The sequence below is a fragment of the Chitinophaga sp. LS1 genome, assembly GCF_034274695.1.
In the GTDB taxonomy this organism is placed as follows: Bacteria; Bacteroidota; Bacteroidia; order Chitinophagales; family Chitinophagaceae; genus Chitinophaga.
The window spans coordinates 2,031,318-2,048,938 of record NZ_CP128362.1; the positions used below are offsets into that span (position 1 = coordinate 2,031,318).

14 protein-coding genes are annotated in these 17,621 nt (G+C 46.0%); 8 read left to right on the forward strand and 6 right to left on the reverse strand.

Features of this window, described 5'->3' with window-relative positions:
• The first annotated feature begins 13 nt into the window (after nt 1-13).
• Both QQL36_RS08420 and QQL36_RS08425 read left to right on the forward strand, forming a co-directional pair.
• The gene (locus QQL36_RS08420) at nt 14-1,336 is read left to right on the forward strand and encodes a Gfo/Idh/MocA family oxidoreductase (RefSeq protein WP_321569510.1); all 1,323 of its coding nucleotides are present in this window, start codon (nt 14-16) and stop codon (nt 1,334-1,336) included.
• 85 nt (nt 1,337-1,421) lie between these two features.
• On the forward strand, nt 1,422-2,690 hold the full coding sequence (locus QQL36_RS08425; protein WP_321569511.1) for a D-alanyl-D-alanine carboxypeptidase/D-alanyl-D-alanine-endopeptidase: 1,269 nt from the start codon (nt 1,422-1,424) through the stop codon (nt 2,688-2,690).
• Here the strand turns inward: QQL36_RS08425 and QQL36_RS08430 are convergent.
• The 3 genes from QQL36_RS08430 to QQL36_RS08440 all read right to left on the reverse strand — a co-directional run bounded on the left by QQL36_RS08430 (nt 2,684) and on the right by QQL36_RS08440 (nt 6,157).
• Complete coding sequence (locus tag QQL36_RS08430) at nt 2,684-3,361, reverse strand: hypothetical protein (RefSeq protein ID WP_321569512.1); 678 nt, start codon at nt 3,359-3,361, stop codon at nt 2,684-2,686. The genes QQL36_RS08425 and QQL36_RS08430 overlap by 7 nt on opposite strands.
• Nucleotides 3,362-3,444: 83 nt before the next feature.
• Complete coding sequence (locus QQL36_RS08435; RefSeq protein ID WP_321569513.1) at nt 3,445-4,548, reverse strand: hypothetical protein; 1,104 nt, start codon at nt 4,546-4,548, stop codon at nt 3,445-3,447.
• A gap of 160 nt (nt 4,549-4,708) precedes the next feature.
• Nucleotides 4,709-6,157 (reverse strand): Gfo/Idh/MocA family oxidoreductase, encoded by a 1,449-nt coding sequence (locus tag QQL36_RS08440; protein WP_321569514.1) that lies wholly within the window; start codon nt 6,155-6,157, stop codon nt 4,709-4,711.
• Nucleotides 6,158-6,276: 119 nt separating this feature from the next.
• Here QQL36_RS08440 and QQL36_RS08445 point away from each other — a divergent pair, with 119 nt between their 5' ends.
• Complete coding sequence (locus tag QQL36_RS08445; protein ID WP_321569515.1) at nt 6,277-7,734, forward strand: gluconokinase; 1,458 nt, start codon at nt 6,277-6,279, stop codon at nt 7,732-7,734.
• Nucleotides 7,735-7,773: 39 nt separating this feature from the next.
• On the opposite strand, the gene mutL is transcribed toward QQL36_RS08445, so the two are convergent.
• Nucleotides 7,774-9,660 (reverse strand): DNA mismatch repair endonuclease MutL, encoded by a 1,887-nt coding sequence (mutL, locus tag QQL36_RS08450; RefSeq protein ID WP_083725110.1) that lies wholly within the window; start codon nt 9,658-9,660, stop codon nt 7,774-7,776.
• Between the two features lie 282 nt (nt 9,661-9,942).
• Here mutL and msrB point away from each other — a divergent pair, with 282 nt between their 5' ends.
• The gene (gene msrB, locus QQL36_RS08455) at nt 9,943-10,383 is read left to right on the forward strand and encodes a peptide-methionine (R)-S-oxide reductase MsrB (RefSeq protein WP_083725112.1); all 441 of its coding nucleotides are present in this window, start codon (nt 9,943-9,945) and stop codon (nt 10,381-10,383) included.
• A 68-nt stretch (nt 10,384-10,451) separates the two neighbouring features.
• On the opposite strand, the gene QQL36_RS08460 is transcribed toward msrB, so the two are convergent.
• The gene (locus QQL36_RS08460) at nt 10,452-10,739 is read right to left on the reverse strand and encodes a YciI family protein (protein WP_083725114.1); all 288 of its coding nucleotides are present in this window, start codon (nt 10,737-10,739) and stop codon (nt 10,452-10,454) included.
• 243 nt (nt 10,740-10,982) lie between these two features.
• On the opposite strand from QQL36_RS08460, the gene QQL36_RS08465 reads away from it, so the two are divergent.
• The 4 genes from QQL36_RS08465 (at nt 10,983) to QQL36_RS08480 (ending at nt 15,005) form a co-directional block, all read left to right on the forward strand.
• Nucleotides 10,983-12,731, forward strand: a complete 1,749-nt coding sequence (locus QQL36_RS08465) for a DUF4836 family protein (protein WP_321569516.1) — start codon at nt 10,983-10,985, stop codon at nt 12,729-12,731.
• 85 nt (nt 12,732-12,816) lie between these two features.
• A complete protein-coding gene (locus QQL36_RS08470; RefSeq protein WP_321569517.1) occupies nt 12,817-13,467 on the forward strand; it encodes an ATP-binding cassette domain-containing protein in 651 nt (216 codons plus the stop codon).
• A complete protein-coding gene (locus QQL36_RS08475) occupies nt 13,464-14,663 on the forward strand; it encodes an FtsX-like permease family protein (protein ID WP_321569518.1) in 1,200 nt (399 codons plus the stop codon). Before QQL36_RS08470 ends, QQL36_RS08475 begins: the two co-directional genes overlap by 4 nt.
• Before the next feature lie 39 nt (nt 14,664-14,702).
• Complete coding sequence (locus QQL36_RS08480) at nt 14,703-15,005, forward strand: Dabb family protein (protein WP_083725122.1); 303 nt, start codon at nt 14,703-14,705, stop codon at nt 15,003-15,005.
• Between the two features lie 45 nt (nt 15,006-15,050).
• Here QQL36_RS08480 and QQL36_RS08485 read toward each other — a convergent pair whose 3' ends face one another.
• Complete coding sequence (locus QQL36_RS08485) at nt 15,051-17,621, reverse strand: DUF3857 domain-containing protein (protein ID WP_321569519.1); 2,571 nt, start codon at nt 17,619-17,621, stop codon at nt 15,051-15,053.

Genomic DNA, 17,621 nt, shown 5'->3' on the forward strand with positions numbered 1-17,621 from the left:
AACACTCACTATCATGCAAAAAAAAGAATTCCACTCAGGTCGTCGTGACTTTGTCAAACAATCCTCGCTTTTGGCAGGAGGACTGTTAACCCTGCCTTTAATCAGTCAGGCCAATTTTTTCTCAGGCGCCAATGACGTCATTAAGATCGCTATGATCGGTTGCGGAGGCCGTGGCACAGGTGCCGCTGTGCAGGCACTGAGCACAAAACAGAATGTACAACTGGTGGCAATGGCCGATGCTTTTGCTGACCGGTTGAACGAAAGCTATGAAAATATAAAAGGAGAGGTAGGTGATAAACCTGGCCGATTGAATGTAAAAGAGGAACATAAGTTCGTCGGCTTCGATGCTTACCTGAAAGCGATTCCACTGGCCGATGTGGTGATACTCGCTACCCCTCCGGGTTTCAGACCTATTCACTTTGAAGAAGCAGTAAAGCAGGGCAAGCATATTTTCATGGAAAAGCCCGTAGCTACTGATCCCGCAGGTATCAGGAGAGTATTGGCCGCTGCTGAAATAGCGAAGGCAAAGAAACTGAATGTGGTAGTTGGGTTACAACGCCGCTATCAGAACTCTTACAGAGAGTTGTATAAACGTGCGCAGGACGGTATCATCGGGGATATTACTTCGATGAATGTATGGTGGAACCAGGGTGCGCTGTGGGTAAAACCCCGCAAACCGGAATATACAGAGATGGAGTACCAGATGCGTAACTGGTATTATTTCAATTGGCTCTGTGGCGATCATATTGTAGAGCAACATATTCACAATATTGATGTGGGCAACTGGTTTATGAATGATTACCCGGTTACCGCAGTAGGTATGGGTGGGCGCCAGGTACGCACAGGCAAAGAGTATGGTGAAATATACGATCACCATGCAGTAGAGTATCGCTTTGCAAATGGCGTGGCAATGAATAGTCAGTGCCGTCACTGGAAAGATAGCGCCAGTCGAGTAGATGAAGAGATCACAGGTACCAAAGGCCGCATCATCTGCGATAGGGCGGTGATACAGGATCACAAAGGAAAGGTGCTGTACCGGTTCGATAAGAAACAGGAGAACCAGCCATACCAGTCAGAGCATGATGAACTCTTTGATGCAGTAGCACGCGGTGTGTACAAATACCAGGATGCAGAGCGGGCTGCAAAGACAACGCTCACGGCTATCATTGGTAGACTGGCTACTTACTCCGGGCAGATCATTCCTTTTGATCAGGCATTGAAGCTGGACCTGAACTTACAACCAGCCGCCTACGCATTTGATGCAAAGCCGCAATTACTGCCGGATGCAGACGGGAATTATCCTGTAGCAAAACCAGGTGCTACCAGGTACGTTTAACTTTTTCGCATAGTCCGGGCCTTTAAAAAGCCCGGACTATTTATTATATTGAAGCATGAGGAATTGCAGAATCTTATTTGTTGTCATGTTGCTGTTCTATTTGCAACAACCCGTGTTTTCACAGTACACTAAAATTCAAACCTGGTCAGAAAAAGAATTGCTTGTCAGCAAGGCGTTGAGACAGGCGAATGTAGGCATCAGCATTTATGAACCGGCTACTAATAAATACTGGTACAACTACCAGGAAGATCACTACTTCACGCCGGCTTCCAACATGAAAATATTTTCCCTGTATACCGGTATGTTACTGCTGGGAGATTCTCTGCCTGCCATCAAATACCTGGATACTGATTCTGTGTTGTATGTACAGGGCACCGGGGATCCTGCCTTTTTGCATCCTGACTACACGTGGCAACCGGTCTTCCATTTGCTGCAGCAAACCAATAAGAAAATAAAAATTGTTCCGGCCATCAACGAGAATGCCCGCTATGGTTATGGCTGGTCATGGAATGATTATGCAGATTATTACCAGTCAGAACTGAATGAATGGCCCATGTATGGCAATGTAGCGAGACTGCGCCATCATGGCGACAGCTTATATATTATTCCAAAAATGTACGAGCTCACAACCAGCAAGGATAATAAACTCACTAAGCTGGAAGTAAAAAGAGATGAACGTAGTAACCGCTTCTCTATGGGTTATAACGGTAATGAATATCAACCGGAAGAAGAGGAAGTGCCTTTCATCACAGGTGGGTTGGAAGACCTGGCGGTCCGTTTGCAGGATACACTGCATAAGCAGGTTTACATTGCTCCCCAGGCGCCAGCAGGATTGCAGCTGCTGTATAGTATTCCGGCAGATTCTCTCTTCCTGCCTATGATGCACAGAAGCGACAATTTCTTTGCAGAGCAAACGCTCATGATGTGTGCGGGTAAACTCTTTGATACGATCAGTACCAGGCACATGATCCGCTATATGCTGGATCACTATTTAAAAGAATTGCCTGATACCCCTAACTGGGCGGATGGTAGTGGTTTATCCCGTTACAACCTGTTCTCTCCGAGAGACTTCGTGTATGTACTTTCCAACATGTACAAAACATATCCTACCGCACGTCTTTACAGCCTGTTTGCAACAGGAGGAAAAGGTACGTTGAAGAACTATTACAAAGAGCAGTTTGTACATGCAAAAACCGGTACACTGACAGGCGTTGTGGCACTGAGTGGATACCTCGTAACTAAGAAAAATAAGACACTGGTATTCAGTGTGCTTGTCAACAATCACAACAACAGCGCCACTGCCGTACGAAGGGAAGTCGAACATTTCCTGACGCGGGTATATGAGAGCTATTGATTTTTTAATGAATAGCTGATCAGGCGAATGGTATCTGTGGCGGCATCTTTTTCAATGAATCCTACACTATCTGCATAGAAGTAATTGCCGACGGTGCCGAGGCTATATGCTTTCCCTTCTATAATCAGGTAGCTGTCCTGCTTTATGCCTATAACTTTTGAGTAGGTATTACCCAGAACAGTTTTAGGTGTGGCTTTTGGGATGATGTGATAATCCAGTAGTCCGGTTTCCGGGTTCCCGGAAAAGGTTGTGGCTTTCACCGTATCAGACCAGTGACCGTTTAGCGGCAGATAGTCATACAATACCGGGCGAACGGCTGCCGGGTGATAGGAGGTGGGGGAAGTGTAAGCTGGTTCATAATAATAGAAAATACCCTGGCTATAACGCATATATTGTTTGTTATAACCATCACTCTGAATGAGATAGGTATTACCCTGGATAAGGGTATCGCCGATGACGGTCAGGGAATAATAAAATGTATCTGTCGCTTTATTGTACATGTAATTGTAAACAGCCCCTTTTGTATAGGGAGCATAATTGACCACTTCCGGCTCGCTTAAAGAATCTACAGGTACTTCAGGCATTCCCTCCAGGCTATATTCTTTTTTACACGCTACAGTTAGGCACAGCACGATAATAACGGGTATAAAAACCCGAATAAAAGATGGCATAGATTATCAATCTTTTTATAGTTGGCAATCGGTTGCAGAGGATAGCTCTCCTAACTAACGTAAATAAAAAGCAGGTAGATTTTTTAAGGAGTACAAATAACCAGATTTCCTGATATTATATCAGCACTGGTATATCCGCTATAGGGGCCAATTTCTTTCTGAAAAACGAGATTACCACAAGGGTCAGTGAGGGTGAGAATTAATGGTTGATTGGCGGCTACTCTGCCCAGGTAACGGCCATCGGAATTGGTATAACTATAAGTAGGATAGAAGTCAATTTTGGTTGAGATGGTCGTGAGCAGCTTACCGGCTGGTGCACCCACCTGTTTCAGGATATTAGCATCCAGCGTCACCAGAGAATAGGTTGTGGCAAAGAGCCAGCGGGTGCCTTTCCGGACATTGCCGGTATAGTCATTTCCTTGTTTATACCCCAGCGTTTCCTGTTGCCAGTATCCGCTGATGGTGTCCAGGTAGAAGAGGCCAATTTGTGCTGGAGCGCTTGCCCGGTAAGGACCAGGAATGGTCATGGTAATATTCACAAGGTGCTCACCATCCGGATGCAGCGCCACATTGTTGGAATCCAGCAGATCGACTGCCGCCTGACCAAAAGAAATCAAGCCAACTTCATTGCCGTTGTTATCAATGCCTCTCAGATCGCCAGCCATGCGGGTAGGCTGGTCCGGGTCCGATGGTGTGATATAATCTACCGCTACAGATACGGTCCCCTTATAGACCTGGTTATTGGAATTTTGGATCTGGTTGGGAGAGAACACGAGGTTCACACCAGTAAAACCAATATTCCCCACCGCACTACCGGAAAACGAAGTTGTGAGAACCTTTGGCATCATTGTCAACTTCAGGTATTGCTGGCCGTTGGCATGCGCCATCAGGGTACGAAATCCGTTGATATAGCCATGTTTTTTGACGGAGATAATAGCCGCATTCGTATCGACCATGACATTGTACAGCGAAAAGAGGCCACTGGAATCAGTTGTTGTGCTTTGATCACCACACAGTACCATTGCATTGGGAATGGGTTGCTGTGCATCATCAACTATCAGCCCCTGAAATGAGGAAGGGGCAGTAGGTGGCACTTCTTGTGGATGGGCTGCTTCGGAAGAAATGGTCTTTTTACATGCAGCTGCGACCAACAGTAACAAAAAGGGGGACAATCTTAGCCAGTACATATTATCAGTGGGAAAAGCGGGATTAGCTCTTCTTATAAAGTTATAGCAAATAATTGATTAACAATACATGAGGCTGACCATGACCCTATAAAACGAAAAAACCACTTTTGCCAAAGGCGAAAGTGGTTTTTTCGTGGAGCGGGTAAACAAAAATTCGTTTTTATACTCCCAGGCTCCATCCCTGACGATAAGTTCTTTTTACGAACTGATTTGCCTCGTCAAAGTTGGTCACCTTCATATTTTTATTATCCCAGAGCAGTTTTACATAGCGGCCGGGATAGGTAGTTTTACCATTTTCTTCCTTGCGGATGTCAAAGCTTCTGATTGCCAGGTTGGCCATCAGCAATGCTTCCGTGAGCGGCCCTGCAATAGAGAAAGGAGAGGAGATCGCCTTGTCCTTATCACTGTTATAACCAGCGATGGCAGCATTTACCCACTGTACATAGTGACCTTCCGGTACGCGTGCATATTTCTGTGGCACCTTCACCTGTTCTGTGCGGCTGGTTGGCAGCAATTTAGGATCGCGGCCATAAGTACCACACATCATTTTACCTTTCGAACCGATGAAGATAGCGCCGTTACCACCGTCGCCCATAATTTCATTAGGTCCCAGTTCTTCCGGCCTTTCAGGCTGGATACCACCGTCCATCCAGTGGAGGGTTACTTCCTTGCCTTTGTGATTTTCAAATTTCAGGATCACGTGAGATGATGGAGGGCAGCTTTCAGGGAAATAGCCTCTCTTGAATTCATCAACATATACGCTACCTACACTACACTCTACTGACTTGGGAGAACCCAGGCCCAGTATACGGAATGGAGGTTCGATGATGTGGCAACCCATATCGCCGAGGGCCCCGGTACCATAATCCCACCAGCCACGCCAGTTGAACGGAACGAGTTTATCAATGTAATCTTTGTAAGGAGCAGTACCTAACCACAGGTCCCAATCCAGTTCTGCCGGAACAGGTGCTTTCATATCTGACCAGGGAATACCTTGTGGCCATACTGGCCTGTCGGTATAGCAATATACGGTATGTACATCGCCAATAGTGCCGGCATCGTACCATTCACGCAGTTGGCGTACGCCATCGCCGCTGGAACCCTGATTTCCCATCTGGGTCACCACTTTGTACTTTTTAGCTGCTTCGGCAAGCATGCGTGCTTCGTAGATGTCGTGGGTGAGGGGCTTTTGCACGTAAACGTGTTTGCCCAGCTGCATGGCAGCCATAGCAGCAACAGCATGCTGGTGATCTGGTGTGGATACCGTCACTGCATCTATGTTCTTATGCTCCTTATCGAGCATCTCTCTGAAGTCTTTGTAAAACTTAGCCTTTGGAAAGCGCTTTACACTATTTGCTGCACGACGGGTGTCTACATCGCAGAGATAGGCAATGTCAGAAGGACCTTTTGCTATTTCCTCCAGATCGCTTTCTCCTTTTCCGCCAACACCAATACCGGCAACACGCAGACGGTCACTGGGTGCAATGAAGCCTTTCCCTCCTAATACATGCCGAGGCACGATCATAAATCCAGCAGCGGCAAGTGCGCCATCTTTCAGGAACGATCGCCGGGAGACCTGACTTCCCGGGGTGTTTTTTTCGTGGACCATATTAACAATGTTTATTTAGTTGAGACTGATTTTAATACCCATATCGTGGATCACTATTTGCGTCTTATACGGATTTAAATTATAAATTTATTTTTAAAGAAAGAAGGTAAAATATAGCAATGGCATACATCATCGGAGTAGATATAGGAACCAGCAGTGCCAAAGTGATTGCAGTAAAGGAAGATGGGAGCGTAATGGCACACTGCCAGCAGGAATACACTATCCTGCAATCCAAACCTGGATATAGTGAACAGGACCCTGCTTTTATTCTGGCTGCTGTGAAAAATGGGATCAGAAGCGTCGCCACTATAATGAGGGCGGCGCCGGCTGCTATATCTTTCAGTAGTGCCATGCACAGCGTGATGATCATGTCGGAACAGGGAGAAGCCCTGACCCCACTAATCATCTGGGCCGACAACAGGAGTGAGCAGGTGGCAGACAAGCTGAGAGGCACCGCGCAGGGAAAGAAAATTTATGAACAGACAGGTACGCCTATCCATGCCATGAGTCCACTCTGCAAGATCATGTGGTGGAAGGAAAATGAACCGGAATTATACAAACAGGCTGCCTGTTTTGTCGGCATCAAAGAGTACATCTTCTATCATTTCTTTGGCAGGTACATCACCGATCATTCCATTGCCTCTGCTACGGGGCTTTTTAATATTCACGAATTGCGCTGGAATACGGATTCGCTCACACTGGCCGGCATCACAGCACAGCAACTGCCGGAAGCGGTGAGCAGCGATACCATCATCACTGGCGTAGACCCAGTCATTGCAGCAGAGTTGAATATCCCAGTAGATACACAGTTCATAGCCGGCGCCAGTGATGGCTGTCTGGCACAGCTGGGCAGCAATGCCCTCGATGCAGGCCATGCCTCACTGACCATCGGCACCAGTGGCGCCGTGAGAATGACCATACCCAATGCCATGACGGATCAGCATAACCGGTTGTTTACTTACATTCTGACCCCGGGGCATTTTGTAATAGGAGGTGCTATTAATAATGGAGGTGTATTGCTTCAATGGTACCTGGATAAATTTCTGCAGACAGGTATACATATAGACGCCGGTTTACAACAGGCTTTTGCAACCCCTGCGGGTGCAGAAGGTGTGATCTGCCTGCCGTATCTGCATGGTGAACGGGCGCCTGTATGGGATGGACATGCAAAGGGAGCTTTTATTGGGATACAACCGCAGCATACCCAATGGCATTTTATGAGAGCGATGCTGGAAGGGATGGCTTATGGTTTACTAAGTATTACCAAAGCTTTGGAAGAAACGACGGGAGAGGTGAAGAAGATCTCTGTGAGCGGAGGGTTTACCGCCTCAAAGGAATGGGTACAACTACTGGCAGATATATTCCAGCAACCTATGTATATGACGAAGGAAAGTGATGCATCTGCGATGGGAGCTGTGATGCTGGCAGCGGGGGCAATAAATTTAAAGATCACCCATACAGCACAGGAGGAAATCGTCTTTGAGCCGGATACGAACAAAGCAGAGCTATATCAAAAAGCGTATGACGTCTATATAAAACTATACGAGGCATTAAAGCCGGTATTCCCTATAATGTAAAACGTCATGCCGGAAGGCATGACGTTTTTAGTTTTCTTCTCAACCGCCGAACATCTTAGCGAGGTCCGTTAGTTTAAATGATATATAAGTGTACTTCCCGCCGGGTGCTGCATTTGGCATTGCACAGGCAAAAAGCTCATCTATAATATTCTGCATTTCTTTTGTGGTCAATGATCTGCCGGAAGGGATCGCATTGTTTCTCGCCATCGATCTCACGAGTTGTTCCCGTTTGTTCACCTTCAGCTCACTGCTATAGTGTTTGAATTGTTCCAGCAGCCCTTCGATACTAGCCTGTTCGTTTCCGCTCTGGATATCGGCAGGGGTACCTCTTACTACAAAGGTATTGTTGCCAAATGGTTCCAGGTCGTAGCCCAGTACCTGCAGGTCAGGGAGCATTTCGCTGATCAGGGCAGCATCGGCAGGTGGCAGTTGCAAGGTCTGTGGGAACAGGCTTTGCTGGGCTGGCATCGGCGTTTCCTGCAATGCACGGAGGTAGCGTTCATAGAGAATGCGCTCATGTGCAGCCTGCTGATCGATCAGGATAAAGCCTGACTTGATCTGCGAGAGGATGAACTGCTGATGTACCTGTACGGGTACTTTCTGATCGATGGTATTGTCCTGCCAGCGTTCGTCAATCACAGAGGCGGTAGATGACCTGCTTTCGAAGCCCACAGCTGGTAAAGGCTGTGTCTGGGTGTCTTCATCACGCTCTTCTCTGCTATAAGAATCGGAGGATTTGCCAATATCGTAGAGGTCTTTCCAGTGCTTCAGGTTACTGCTGCTCTTATCGATCACATGTGCCTGATTGGCCTGGGTAAACGTCTTGTACAGGGAGGAAGTTGCGGACTGTTCCTGGCGCTCAGCGGTAAATGGCTGGCTCACGGCATCCAGTTGCTGTATTTCGGGATCCAGTTCGAAGTTGAGGGTGGGCATCACATTGAATTGTGCCAGTGCGTGCTTGACAGCTGACTGTACAAATGCATACATCACCTTCTCGTCGTCGAATTTGATTTCCTGTTTGGTTGGATGTACGTTGATATCCACATGCCCCGGATCGAGGTCTATAAATACAACGTACAATGGAAAGCTATCTGCCGGGATCATATCGGCAAAGGCCGTCATGATCGCATGGTTCAGATAAGGACTCTTGATAAAGCGGTTGTTGACAAAGAAGAACTGGTCGCCCCTGGTCTTCTTGGCTGCATCCGGTTTACCTACGAACCCGTGAACGTCCATGTAGTCGGTACTTTCCTTTACACTCACCAGCTTTGAATTGTAGTGCTGGCCGAGGATGGCAATGACACGCTGCTTCAGGGATCCTTTTTCAAGGTAGAAGAGCTGTTGTGTATTGTTCAGGAGTGTAAACTGGATTTGTGGAAAAGCCATGGCTACCCGGATGAACTCATCTACGATGTGTCTCATCTCGGCAGCATTGCTTTTCAGGAAGTTACGTCGGGCTGGTACGTTGAAGAACAGGTTCTTCATTGCAATAGAAGTCCCTTCCGCCGTTTGGCAGGCTTCCTGTTTCCTGACGGCACTATTGTCGATCTCGATATAAGTACCTATGTCTGTACCGCGCATACGGGTCTTTAGTTCGACCTGCGATACGGCAGCAATTGAAGCCAATGCTTCACCCCGGAATCCCATCGTCCTGATCTGGAACAAGTCTTCAATGGTCTGGATTTTAGAGGTGGCATGCCTCTCGAAACACATGCGGGCATCTGCTTCACTCATTCCTTTACCATTATCAATTACCTGTACCAGTTCCTTTCCGGCATCCCGGATGATTAGTTGAACTTCCGTTGCACCAGCGTCCACCGCATTTTCCAGCAGTTCTTTCACTGCTGAAGCTGGCCGTTGGATCACCTCACCTGCTGCGATTTGATTGGCTATGTTGTCTGGTAATAGATTGATAATGTTCGCCACGTATAATGTGCCTTTATGCTGTAAAGTTAGGAAAGTTTACTGTTGATTCCGGAGGCGGGGATAAGATGCTGGCAAAATGTGAACTAGCGTTTTGCCATTCCCCCAAGGTGCTGTATTGACGCGAGTTTCAGCGCTTTGTGGATAGTGTGGATATGTTATTAACATTTCCACCTTGTTAACAAGACGTTAATCGCCGTGATTTTCAGCCATCTACTGAGGGAATCTGATAATTTTGATCCTCGCAGTATAAAAACGTATTGATATAAGGGAAAAAACCTGCATATGGAAGACGAAAAAAAGAGTGATGTATATTCCCGGACGGATACCAACAAGGTGAGTCTGACTAACGAAGAATGGCAAAAACGCTTAACTTCCGAAGTGTACCACATCGCAAGAGAGAAAGGCACAGAATGGGCTTTTACAGGAAAATACTGGAATTCAAAAGATAATGGCACTTACTATTGTGCTGCCTGCGGCAACCCTCTGTTCATATCCGATGCCAAGTTTGAGAGCAGCTGCGGCTGGCCCAGCTTTTTTGAGCCGGTTACTAAAGGCAGCGTGATCTATGCACCGGACAACTCTCACGGTATGCACCGGACAGAAGTCATGTGTGGTCGCTGCAAAGCTCACCTCGGACACGTATTTGACGACGGTCCCCCACCAACAGGCTTACGCTATTGCATTAATTCTGTCATCCTCGACTTCGAAGACGACAAGCAGTAAATATTTACATACAGGGAAAGGACTGACTGAAGAAACTTTGGTCAGTCTTTTTTGTTGGCATATTTCAACTACGACAAATAAGGCTGCAACTCGTTGACATAGGATGTAGGCTCGAACTCGATGATTTCATACAGCGCCAGCTGGAATTTATCCAACGGATCTTCGCTCATGATTTCTTCCACTTCTTTGCGGCTCCCGGCTTTACATATGATCAGGCCACCGGATTTAGGTTTCCTGCGACCTGCCAAAATGAATTTACCACTCTTGTAGTATTTGTCTAGAAATGCTCTATGCTGCTCCATATAGTGTTCTATGGCAGCGACAGGTCTGATATATTGTAACAGGATGAGGTACATGATAGCGTGTCAATAATAGGATTTAGTGATCATGATTGGAAACCTTTGTGCAAAGGTATAAAACTATTGCAGCATTTAATTTTATAATACTCAATATAAATGAATGGATTGTGATATCCCTGAAAACAGCCACATATCTCGAAAAGCTGTAACTTAATATTATCTCCTCATAGCTTTACTAACGAAAAACGAAGTATTTTAGCGTCCAGTATATCTATATTATTAATTTCAGATCCCCTTTTTATGACAAAGATGTTTTCCAAAGTTTTGTTAACTGCTGTAACAGCGGCAGTTATGTTGTCTGCATGTTCGAAGGTTCCTGATCAAAGCAAATATATCCCCAAAACCGCAGGCGTAGTGCTGAGCATCAATAGCAAGCAGATCACGAATAAACTGGTGACCAATGGTCTTACTATGGAGAAAATGTTTTCCGCATTGCAGGACCAGGATACCAGCAACCCTGCTATGAAAGCATGGAAAGATGCAGAAAACTCGGGTGTAGACCTGCAGAATAATTTCTTCGTATCGGTTGTATTCAACAATAGCCAACAGTCTTACGTAACCCTCACCGGTGGACTGAAAGACGCTGGCAAGTTCGAAGCTTACCTGAAAAAGAACCTCCCGAACTTCACCATGAAAAAGAAAGATGACTTCCAGTACGTTTGGGAAGCTGATCAGGATGCTGTGATCGGCTGGACCAAAGAAACTGTGATCTATATCCGTGGTGTGGATGCCAACAAACTGAAGAATGGTGGTCTTCCGGGTGGTATGCCAGGTGGCATTCCAGGCGGTGGTTTCGATGAGGATGAGGACGACAGCAGTGCTGTAGACAGCGCTGTAGCGACCCAGGTTCGTTTCCAGACACCTGATGCCGAAGCTACCTGGGTAGCAGAAGCTGATCACCTCTTCCACCTGAAGAAAGATGAATCGGCTGCAGACATCTCTGCATTTCATGACCTGCTCAAGAACAATGCTGACCTGAGCGTATATGTAAATCCAGAACCCATGTATGCTTCACAGGGTGCAGCAATTCCTGCAAACCTGAAGAAACTGCTGGAAGGGAGCTACTATACCGGTGGCGTAAACTTCGAGAAAGGTAAAGTAGTGATGGAAGGTGTATCATATGCAGGCAAAGACCTGTCTGATATCTACAAGAAATATGGTAAAACAGAAGCAGACGTGAAGCTGCTGGAACAATATCCTTCTGACAATATCCTTGGCTTTATGGTATACGGTTTCGACTTCCGTATGCTGGGCGATATCGTAAAGGCAACTGGTCTGGATGGTATGGCGAATATTAGTCTCCGTATGTACTCCGGTAATCAGAACCTGACACTGGATGATATCCTGAACGCCTTCAACGGTCAGATGTTCTTTGCAGCTTCTGACCTGAATGTTAGAAAAGCACCAAGCACCATTGTAACAGGTGACTCTGTAACCAGAACTGATCTGAAATGGGTGTTTGCGATGAAAGTAGGCGATAAGGCTGCTTTTGACAAAGTAATAAGCACACCTGCCCTGCAGACATTCGTGACCAAAAAAGGTGATAAATATGTACTGGCAGACATGATGCAGCAACCAGGTATGCCTGCCCTGTCTATCGACGATAAACTGATTGCTGTAGCTAACGACCAGCCTACACTGGATGCTTACCTGGGTGGTAAAGGCAAAGCCGGTGGTCTGGACAATAGCTTTGTAAGCAAGATCAAAGGCAACCCAATGGGAGCTTATATCAACTTCGAAAAGATTGCAGCTGCGATTCCGGTAAACGATATTCCTGCAAATGGTCAGGCAATCGCCGGTCAGGTAAAAGATCTGCTGAAAGATGCAACTGCTGTTACCCATCCTTTCGATGGTAAGTCACAGCGTTCTGAAGTAGTACTGAACTTCAAAAAGGATGAGAATAGCCTGGTTCAACTGGTGAATCTTGGTACCAATGTAGCCAGGATCGTACATGATGAAAAGAAGGTAGATACATCTGTAGTATACTAAACGGCACAGAAATTTTAAACCAGAAGATCATCCTGTTCCGAAGAAGCAGGATGATCTTTTGGTTTAATAAATATTTAATCGCAACATGCAGTTACAATTAGAAAATCTGGTTCCCATTCCTCTCAGGGATAAAATCCTGCAGCGCAATTCGGACATCTGGAATCAGGCCGTTACATTCACGCCCGGTAGTTTTGTCAAAATCAAGGCACCATCGGGCACAGGCAAGACAACCCTGGTCCACTACCTGTACAACATCCGGAACGACTATACCGGCAGGGTGCTGGTAGATGGCCAATCCTGGGATGCCTACAACAAAGACCAGATAGCCCGTATGCGTCAGCAGCAGGTCAGCGTCGTCTTCCAGGACCTCCGCATCTTCGAACAACTCACCGCACAGGAAAATATAGAGCTCAAAAGAGTGATGCTACCCAATCCATACTGTACCGCCGAAAAGGTGGCAGAAATGGCAGCCCGCCTGAGCGTATCGCACATCCTGAGCCAAAGCGGCAAAACACTCTCTTACGGAGAACGTCAGCGTATCGCCATCATCCGTGCACTGGTACAACCATTCGAATGGCTCATGATGGATGAACCCTTCAGCCACCTGGACGATGAGAATGCACAAAAGGCTGCTGATCTGATCGCAGAAGAATGCCGCGCCCGCAACGCCGGATTTATTTTAACAGACCTGGACAATGACAACAGGTTTGCCTACGACATACATTTCAATCTATGAAGCAATCGTTTTTTGGCTTACTCAAAAAGATCATTCAGACGGGCATAGGCAAAGGCCGCCTGGTTATGGCTACTACCGGTCTGGGTATCGCCATGTTCCTGCTGCTGCTGGCCCTACAGATGCATAAAGACTTTGATCAGTTGCTCTACAACCAGCAAAATCAGAATGAAAGCGTAGACTTCCTCGTCATCAACAAAAAGATCACGAACGATATGATGGGGCAGTCGGAGAAAAGTGAATTCACCCCACAGGAAATAGCCGATATCAAAAAGCAGCCATTCACCACTGCCTTTGGCTTTATTACTTCTAATCAGTACAAGGTTTCCGCCGCTGCTCCCGGAGATCTGCACTTCTATACCGAAATGTTTTTCGAAGCCGTACCAGATACCTTCATCGATGTAAAGAGTGAAGACTGGAAATGGCAACCTGGTGATAATACCATTCCCATTATCCTGCCAAACGACTTCCTCAATCTATACAACTTCGGTTTTGCACTGAGCCAGGGATTACCACAAATTTCCCCTGAAACCATCAAAGCACTCCCGATGAAAATCACGATTTCAAAAGGGCTGCTTACGCAGGAATTTACAGGTAGGATCGTTGGCTTTTCAGATAGAATTTCTTCCTTCCTTGTACCCGGTAGTTTCATGGATTGGGCGAATGGAAAGTTTGGCAACGGACAGACGGCCGCTCCCAGCCGTGTGATCATTAAAACAAAAGATCCTTCCAATCCTGTACTGGTCAAATACCTGGAAGATAAAGGATATAGCACCAACCAGGATAAACTCAAATACAGCAAAACCAAAGTGATCCTGCAAACCATTGTATCTGTAATTGGGTTCTTTGGTTTGATATTACTGCTCTTTGCACTGTTAGTCTTCAGTATGTTTATACAGGTTGTGATCGCGAGCTGCAAGAGAGAGATACAACTGCTGGTGACTTTAGGTACTGCACCGCGACAACTACAGCGATACCTGATGCGACAATTCGTGCCTTTGTATATATTTACAGCGATCATCGCGCTCGTATTGATTACAGTATTGCAATGGAAAGCAGCTGGTATACTTGCGGGTATGAAGCTATTTGTATCTTCATGGATCAGCCCCGGCACCGCCGGTGCTGCAGTACTGGTGATCATACTTGTTTACATTGTGAACCTGTGGAGTGTGAAGCGATATATCAACGAGATCAGTTAATTCAATTTATTCTTCTAACACATAAAATGCAAGTTGAACATGTTTGTACACGTTGTAAATTTTTATCTGAAAGCAGATCTTTCGGCAGCTGATATCAAAACATTTGAAGAAGGTGTAAAATCCCTCAGTGCTGTGGAAACCCTCGTGACGTACAATGTAGGCAAACCTGCAGATACTGACAGACCAGTGATCGTTAAGGATTACAGTTATTGTCTGCTCACCGCGTTCAATGACGAGGCAGGGCACGACACCTATCAGGTACATCCTGTACACCTGGCATTCGTAGAAAACTGCAAACACCTGTGGGAAAAGGTAGTGATCTTCGATTCAGAATCTTTCTAAAAAACAGCGCCTGCTACATCATTAAAAAGGGTATTGATCTTTGTATCAGTACCCTTTTTCTTTGCTGATCACCGAACGGTGTGGCATAATAAAAGTTTCTTTCACCTGCTGTGATTGTAGCAGGTAAGGGGTGAACAATAAGCCTCTTACAAAAATGTATATAATGCCTCCCAGTTCCGCCGTTTCCCAGCTGGTTTTATATAGATAATGTGATAACCCTGTATCTATTACTCTGAAGAGGAGGGTACTCACCATAAAATACACCATCGCAGTCGGGAATGTATCCCTTCTATTGAGGAATAATGCAATCAGCAGTACGCTATATACAAAGAAGAATAATGCTGCTACCATCCGGAGTATAAACCAAAATTCCAGGAAGGAGGTGTTGCTGATGATATTGGTAGCCTTGCTAAGCTGCCCCCATGCTTTAAAACTAAAAAAGTCATTGTTGAAAATGGCCTGCAACATGGCCAGTGGTGTGAAGAATACAAAGAAGGCAATGATAAACAGGAACCCCCTTAGTTCAGCAGGTATCAGCACATCCTGCACCGGATAGATCGTATATTGGTTATACTTCCATGCCATCCGTGCAAAGAAGGCGATGAAGAAAATAGCGAGTGTCAGCGTCACCCAGTTCACCGTATTATCAGTGGGTGTTGTTGTCGATATTGGATCATCCGGAGACCAGAATAGGCTGAAAGAAATAACATCATCCATTTTATTCCTGTCGCTTTCATACTGCGCTAAGTATTCGACGGGAATATTGTCCTGAAAGGTGTTGAATGTATAATGCAATGTCACATGCCTGCCTTCTACTGTAGGTGTAAATGTAAAAGCATAATAAGCATTACTGATCCTGACTGGTTCATTGCTTAAATACCATTCTATCGGCATATCCATGTCAATGGTATAATCCAGTGAATAAGGATAACGCATAGACAATGGTGAATGCGATTTACTATTTTTCTTTTTGCTAAGCTTCGGCAATGCTTCCTGTAGAATGCCGGCCGTTACAGGAATTTCGAGTTGTCCCGGTTCTTCTGTATCATTCTTCCAGGGTTCTTCCAGTTGATACCGTTCTATTACACTAAATTGATTCCTGATAGGGTTATCGATCGTTTTCAGTGCAGAATCAGTGTGTAATTCTCCATAAATATTCTTGTAGTAATCGAGATAGGATTTTTCCTGATCTTTCATACTGTTGTTGGCAAATACATCGCGTTGCTGATCGGCAAATCGCAGGGTGTATACGCTGTGAACAGTGAGGGTGCCTTTTTTGCTTTTGGAATCAGGCAGTATGAAGTGCTCTTTGATCGTCTGCGTGCCTATGTTATACTGAGGTATATTGGTGAGTGTATCACTGCCATCAGTATTGATAATCAGGGCCTGCTGATAATCAGGTATTGAATGCTCACGCAAAGGTCCGCGCTGATAACTAATGGTAGGATCTATCCAATAACTGCTGTCTCCCAATTGTGCATGCACAATTACGTGGTTGAACATAAATGGAGAGGGCAGATAGTCTGATACATGCGCCTTCAGATAGGTATTGGTATAAGCCATGCTGGCGTTGATACCATCCGCCTGCAGAAGAGTGGTAAGCAGTAGGGATTTGTCTTTACAATCACCGAAGCGTTGATCTAAAATCTTGTCGGGGCTGTTGGGCCGATGTGAATATTCACCCATTTCAATACCCATGTATCGAATGTCGTCCTGCACAAAGCGCATGGCGTTTTGGAGATACAATGTTTTGTCGTTGCCGGATTGTTTTTTCAGTTCAGCAATCCTTGCTTGCAGGCGAGTGCCGGGAGCGGGAGGTGTGTTGATCTTTGCGCCCCAGTTGATGATTTCTGACCATGATTTGTATTCACTGGCTTGTACAAAAGGTATGGTAGTATACCATTCTGGTGCGTTGTCATCTTCATCAGCAGGCATCACATCCGCAATCTTCCATTCATACAATTGCATGCCGTTCCAGTTACTTTTTGCCGGCAGGCGTGCACCATTAAAAGCTTTGAAGTGGATGACCCTTGTCGGTGCTGCGATGAGCGCTTTGTAATAATTGACGATTGGATCGTAAGACGTGAAGTAAAATGTGTTGGCGTATTTGTGTTCGAAGATAGGATTCGCACCTTCGAGTGTGTAGGCGTATTCGATCTGATCGCCTTTGCGTACATCTTCAAGAATGTAGTAAGCGGTGAAGGTGCCGCTGTAAATAAACCGGGAGAGGTCCTCTTCCTTTTGGAGGAAGCGGAAGCGGGATGGATCCAGTTTGGTGATCACCTGACCATTCCGGCGGATGACCAGCTGGTGAAAGTGTAATTTTTCATAAGTAGGATCGTATTCCACAGATACCTCTGCACCATTCTGAATGCCTGCTTCCGATACAATCTGTCTGATAATATGCCTGTACACTGCGTTTTTCTCTGCATGGTGTTGTTCTTCCAGCAGGAGTAGAAAGTAGCCGTTACTCACTTCTCTTGCATCTGGTGCCTTGCCGAGGTCCGGCTTGTAAGGAGCCAGCCAGTCGGGCGTAGGTGAAACAGAGAAGTTTTTTTGGGCCAGAAGGCCAGCTGGCAGTGCGAACAGGGATATTATCAGCAGAATGAATCGCAT